Below are 6,107 nucleotides of genomic sequence, written 5' to 3' on the forward strand. Positions count from 1 at the left end.
GCTGGCCAGTCCGGTTATCATACCAGACTATTATGCCCCGATTTGCGCTTGGAGAGGCCGCAATCCTGTGACTGTAGTGACCCACTTCCGGATCGGTGTGGTTGTTGACAACAAAGACATCGCCAATGCGCCGCCTGGAATTGGTCATGATTTGACCGTAAATATCCGCCTGTGAGGGCGTACCGTACCGCGAGCTGCCCCAAGCGAGATAGAAGGTGCTATCATTGATGTAACTAACCTGGGGGCGATAGTCTCCCAACTGATCAAAATCTTGGAATAATCCACGACCGATAGGATCTCCAGCGCGAGTAAATAATCGGCCGCCGACGTTGGATTCGCTGCCGGGATCGTGGTAGTTGGCCTGCCAAACTACGACAACATTGTCGCCCAAGGTCTCAATCTTCGGGGCGGCCAGATATCCAACCAGGCCATTTGAATCATCAATGCTATAGGGCTCCCTCGAAGCGTTTCCCAGAGCATCATAGATCGCCATATAGACATCGCCGTAGACAGCGGCGCCCCAGACTACTGTAAAACTACCATCCTCGCCCACAGCGATGTCCGGCCGGCGCTGGTCGTCGGCAGTACCGGGGTCGACGGGAAAGGCGGGGACGATCTGGGGATAGATAGGCGTTAGACCCCAGAGGGCCAGGAGGAGGGCAAGGGGGCGAGAGATGCGGAGGGTCATGTCATGATTTCCATGAGACCTTATGATAAGTGCCATGCGGGCGTCTGTCAAGCGGCAAATGACATGGCGGCCCGTCAGGGGCGGGTCACCGTCATCGCAAGGGTGGCGACGACGGGGCGGAGATTCCCTCCGTCAAAACTTTCCCTTGTGTAATCGGGTCGGGCCGGGCAAGATTCCTGCCTGAAAATGGCACCCAAGTCAATGGACAAACAAGCGCTGGTCATCGTCGAGTCGCCTTCGAAGGCCCGGACTCTGGAGAAGTTTCTCGGTGGTGAATACCACATCGCCGCCTCGGTGGGCCATATCCGGGACCTGCCTGAGCGGAACCTGGGTGTAGACGCCAGCAAGGATTTCCAGGTAACCTACGAAATTTACGAAGATAAGAAAAAGGTGATCTCCCAGCTTAAAAAGGCCGTCAAGCAGGCTGACAGGGTGTATTTAGCCACGGACCCCGACCGAGAAGGGGAGGCCATCAGTTGGCACCTGATGGAAGTACTGAAAATCAAAGTCCCCACTTACCGGCTGGTGTTTCACGAGGTGACCGAGCGGGCCATCCGCCAGGCTTTCGAGGAGCCCCGGGAGATCGACATGCGGCTGGTGAAGGCCCAGGAGACCCGGCGCATCCTGGACCGGCTGGTGGGCTACGAAATATCGCCCATCCTGTGGCGCAAGATCGCCCCACGGCTGTCGGCCGGCCGGGTGCAGAGCGTGGCGGTGCGGCTGTTGGTGGAGCGCGAGCGCGCCCGGGCCAAGTTTGCGGTGAGCCAATGGTGGGACCTGGCGGCCCAGTTTGCCACCGAACGGGAGGCCAGCTTCAACGCCGCCCTGGTGGCGGTGGATGGCCAGCGGCTGGTAAACGGAAAGGACTTTGATCGGGCGACGGGCGCCTTGAAGGCCGCCGGCCAGGCGGCGCTCCGGCTGGATGAGGTGCAGGCCACCCGTTTGGCGGAGCAACTGCAAGGGCAGGCCTGGCAGGTGAGCGCACTGGAGGAGAAGCCCAGCCAGTCGCACCCCGCGCCCCCCTTCACCACCAGCTCCCTGCAGCAGGAGGCCAACCGGAAGCTGCACTTCTCCGCCAAACGCACCATGCAAGCGGCCCAACGACTGTACGAGGGGGGGTACATCACCTACATGCGCACCGACTCCACCTCGCTCTCGCAGGAGGCGCTGGCCGCAGCCCGTAAACTGATTGGGGAGAAATTCGGCCCGGCCTACCTGCCGGCCAAGGCGCGGGTCTATAAAACCAAGGTCAAGAACGCCCAGGAAGCCCATGAGGCCATCCGGCCGGCCGGCGCTAGCTTCAGCCACCCCGACCAGCTTGCCAGCCTGGAGCGCGACCAGCAGCGGATCTATGGGCTCATTTACCGGCGCATGCTGGCCTGCCAGATGACTCCCGCCCGTATTCTGCACACCACGGTGGAGATCAGTGCCGGCAGAGGCGCGGCCGGTTCCGGCGCGCTCTTTCAGGCGACGGGCAAGGTGGTGGAGTTCCCCGGCTATCTGGCGGCCTATGGGCAGGGCGAGGGCCAGGATGAGGACGGCGAAACGACCCTGCCCGCTCTAGCCCGAGGCGCCGCACTCACGGCCAGCGCACTGGAGCCCCGGAGCCACGAAACCAAGCCGCCGGCACGCTACACGGAGGCCACGCTCATCAAGGAGCTGGAGTCGTTAGGCATCGGGCGGCCCAGCACCTACGCCGCCATCATGGAGACCATCCAGCGCCGGGAATACGTGGTGAAACAGAACGGCACACTGGTGTCCACGTTCATGGCGGTGGCGGTGGTGCGCCTTATGGAGCGCTACTTTGCCCACCTGGTGGACTACCAGTTCACGGCGCGCATGGAAGACGTGCTGGACGAAATCAGCCGGGGAGAACGGGAATCTCTGCCCTACCTGCAGGCCTTCTATTTCGGCGACAACGATTCCCAGGGGCTCAAGGAGCTGCTGGGTAACCCCATCGATGCCCGGGAAGTGTGCACCATCCCGGTGGGTGAGGTGGACGGAGAGCCGGTGACCGTGCGCATCGGGCGTTATGGTCCTTACCTGGAGTATGGCGACCAGCGCACCAACCTGGAGCCGGACGTGGCACCGGCGGACCTTACGGTGGAGCGGGCGCTGGAGCTCATCCGGCGGGGGAGTGAGTATCCCAAGGAGCTGGGTCACGAACCCGACACGGGGCTGGCAGTCCTGATGAAGAAAGGGCGCTTCGGCATCTACCTGCAGCTGGGCGACGATGAGCACAAGCGCAAGCAGAAGTCGCTGCTGCCCAACATGCAGCCCGAGGATGTGAGCCTGGAGGTGGCGCTGGAGATCCTGGCGCTGCCCCGCGAGCTGGGCAAGCACCCGGAGACGGGGGAGCCGGTGCTGGCCGACCTGGGGCGCTACGGGCCCTACCTGAAGAGCGGCGGGACCAACCGGCGGCTGCCCAAGAATGAGGACCTGCTGGCGCTGGATTTGGAGCGGGCCCTGGAGATCTTAAAGCGGGCGCCGACCGCGGGCAGCGTGGTCCTCCAGGCCGTGGGCAGCCATCCCGATACGGGGGCGGAGATTGTGATTAAAGAAGGCCGCTACGGTCCCTACATCACCGACGGCAAGACCAACGTGTCGCTGAAGAAGGGAGAGGAGCCCAAAACCATGGAACTGGACGAGGCGGTCAAGCGGCTGGCGGCCAAGGCGGCGGCGGGGCCGGGGAAGCGGCGAGGGATGCGAAGGAAAAAGAAATGATCGAGGGGCGAAAAGCGAAAAGCGAACGGGGAGAAGGCAACGGACTTAAGGGTTAGGGATTTCAAAGAGCTGCATGCTTACCAAAACGCCTTCGAGTCGTCCTCGCAAATATTTGAACACACAAAGCGGTTTCCCGGAGACGAGCGCTACTCCTTGGTTGATCAGATTCGCCGATCTTCAAGGTCAGTATGTGCCAATATCGCTGAAGCTTGGCGGAAACGACGCTATCCGGCGGCTTTCGTCAGCAAGCTGAGCGATGCGGACGCTGAAGCGGCTGAAACCATTGTTTGGCTAGATATGGCCCTGGAGTGTGGCTATCTTGAAAAGCAGGCCTATGATGAGCTCGTGGATAACTATGATCATATTGGTGCTCGATTGACAAAAATGATGTCCACTCCAGAGCAGTGGTGTCTTCCAACCATTGATAGCAGGTGGGCAAGCTAAGACTTTTGTTCATGCGCTTTTCGCTTTTCGCTTTTCGCTCCTCGGAACCCAGATTTACGGGATAGATTCCAAGCATGGGCAATCAACCGTCTCTCATGGACAAGCTCACCTCCCTGGCCAAGCGCCGGGGATTCGTCTTCCAGAGCAGTGAAATCTACGGCGGGCTGGGGTCCACCTGGGACTACGGCCCGTTGGGGGTGGAGCTGAAGCGCAACGTGAAGAACCGCTGGTGGCGGGACATGGTGACGGCGCGGGAGGACGTGGTGGGCATGGACGCGGCCATCCTGATGCACCCCAAGGTGTGGGAAGCCTCGGGGCACGTGGAGCAGTTTCACGACTTGATGGTGGAGAACAAATTGACCAACAGGCGCCATCGGCTGGATCACTTGCTAGAGCAGCAAACAGATGGTGTGATTGACGAGCTAGCGAAGGTATTTGTGCCACTGATAAAAAGGGGTGATTTGGACAGATCTGTTCAGGAGGCCTATCCCGCCGATGGTGTTGGGTATAATTGGATGATGGATTTGGATGACTTAGAAGACGAAAAAAGAATGATGTTTGAGATATTTAGGCAAGAATACAGGTATGAATTCATCAGAATCATCGTTGATCGAGTGTTGAGTGAGGATGTGGACTCCGATCTGAATCGATTTGGGATTTTGGACAACGGCAAGGAAGCGGTCTGGGCCATACCACGTGACTTTGCCCTCATGTTCAAGACCCATATCGGGCCCACGGAGGACGAGGCGTCCGTGACCTACCTGCGCCCGGAGACGGCCCAGGGCATTTTCGTGAACTTCCTCAACGTGCAGAGCACGGCCCGGGCCAAGCTGCCCTTCGGCATCGCCCAGATGGGCAAGGCCTTCCGCAACGAGATCACCACCGGCAATTTCCTCTTCCGCACCCGGGAGTTTGAGCAGATGGAGCTGGAGTACTTCGTCCGGCCCGACGAGACCACCAAGTGGCTGGAGTACTGGGCGGACCTGCGCCTGAACTGGTACCTGGCCCTGGGTGTCACGCCGTCCAAATTGCGTCTGCGGCCCCACAGCGCCGAGGAACTGGCCCACTATTCAAAAGCCTGCTACGACGTGGAGTACCAGTTCCCCTTCATGCAGCAGGCCGACGGCTCACCGGGCTGGGGGGAGCTGGAGGGCATCGCCGACCGGGGCACCTACGACCTCTCCCGGCACCAGGAGTTCAGCGGCAAGAAGCTGGCCTTCTTCGACCCCGAGCTGAACCAGTCGGTCCTGCCCGCCGTGGTGGAGACCTCCGCCGGGGTGGACCGCACCGTCCTCACCCTGCTGGCGGACGCCTACCACGAGGAGGAAGTCAAGGGCGAGCAGCGGGTGGTGCTGCGGCTGGCGCCCGCCCTGGCGCCCATCACCGTGGCGGTATTCCCGCTGGTGAACAAGGACGGCATGCCGGAGCTGGCCCGGAAGCTGGTGGACGACCTGCGGGGCGACTTCGCCGCCTTCTATGACGCCGGGGGCTCCATCGGCCGGAGGTATCGACGGCAGGATGAAGCGGGCACCCCCTTCGGCGTCACCATCGACGGGCAGACCACCGAGGACCAGACCGTGACAGTGCGGGAGCGGGACAGCATGGCCCAGGAGCGGGTGGCGCTGGAGCAGGTGGCGGAGTATGTAAGGAACAAGATGACGTAGAGCGTGGAGCGTAGAGCGTGGTGGCTGAAGAAAACAATGGGCGGGTAACCTGGATGAGGGAGTTGGAGCGATGATCAAATTCATACCGATTGCCCTGGCCACACTCTTATTGGCGGCCTTCAGCGCCTGTAGTAGTGGCAATGGCTTATCGGAGGCGGAGATCGATGCGGTCAAAGCGGCGCAGCAGGCGTATGTGGATGCCTGGCTGGCCAACGATGCTGATGCCGTGATGGCGACCCTTACGGATGATGCCATCATGATCCCGCACCATGGGGTTGACCCCATTGTGGGCACTGAGGCCATTCGTCTGTTCTGGTTTCCACCCGACGCGCCGCCTACAGTCGTAACGCACCTCACCAACTCGATCACGGGTCTAGAGGGGGTGCCGGGCCAGGCTATCGTCTGGGGCCGGAGCGAACTGGCCTTCGAGTATGATGGCGTGACCTACAGCAATGCAGGGAATTATCTGTCAGTGCTGCGGAAGGGCGCCGATGGCAGCTGGCGCATCGCCCGTAGAATCTGGAACGATCCCGTCGCGGAAGAGAATTGAGGGCGGCCTAGCGCATGGCCTACGATGAAGGCCTGGC

Annotated in this window: 5 protein-coding genes; 4 read left to right on the top strand and 1 reads right to left on the bottom strand. The window is 61.1% G+C overall.

What is annotated here, in order from left to right; all coding sequences use genetic code 11:
- The coding region (locus IH971_10510; GenBank protein MCH7498268.1) for a hypothetical protein at nucleotides 1-688 on the bottom strand (688 nt) is incomplete at its 3' end.
- A gap of 201 nt (nucleotides 689-889) precedes the next feature.
- On the opposite strand from IH971_10510, the gene topA reads away from it, so the two are divergent.
- From topA to IH971_10530, 4 genes are all read left to right on the top strand, one after another.
- Nucleotides 890-3,412 carry a type I DNA topoisomerase gene (gene topA, locus IH971_10515; GenBank protein ID MCH7498269.1) on the top strand — a complete coding sequence of 841 codons (2,523 nt, stop codon included), beginning with the start codon at nucleotides 890-892 and terminating at the stop codon, nucleotides 3,410-3,412.
- A 69-nt stretch (nucleotides 3,413-3,481) separates the two neighbouring features.
- On the top strand, nucleotides 3,482-3,856 hold the full coding sequence (locus tag IH971_10520) for a four helix bundle protein (protein ID MCH7498270.1): 375 nt from the start codon (nucleotides 3,482-3,484) through the stop codon (nucleotides 3,854-3,856).
- Between the two features lie 74 nt (nucleotides 3,857-3,930).
- A complete protein-coding gene (locus IH971_10525) occupies nucleotides 3,931-5,520 on the top strand; it encodes a glycine--tRNA ligase (GenBank protein ID MCH7498271.1) in 1,590 nt (529 codons plus the stop codon).
- A gap of 70 nt (nucleotides 5,521-5,590) precedes the next feature.
- Nucleotides 5,591-6,070, top strand: a complete 480-nt coding sequence (locus tag IH971_10530; protein ID MCH7498272.1) for an SgcJ/EcaC family oxidoreductase — start codon at nucleotides 5,591-5,593, stop codon at nucleotides 6,068-6,070.
- Nucleotides 6,071-6,107: the final 37 nt, after the last annotated feature.

This window comes from Candidatus Neomarinimicrobiota bacterium (assembly GCA_022560655.1).
Classification (GTDB): Bacteria; Fidelibacterota; Marinisomatia; order SCGC-AAA003-L08; family TS1B11; genus JADFSS01.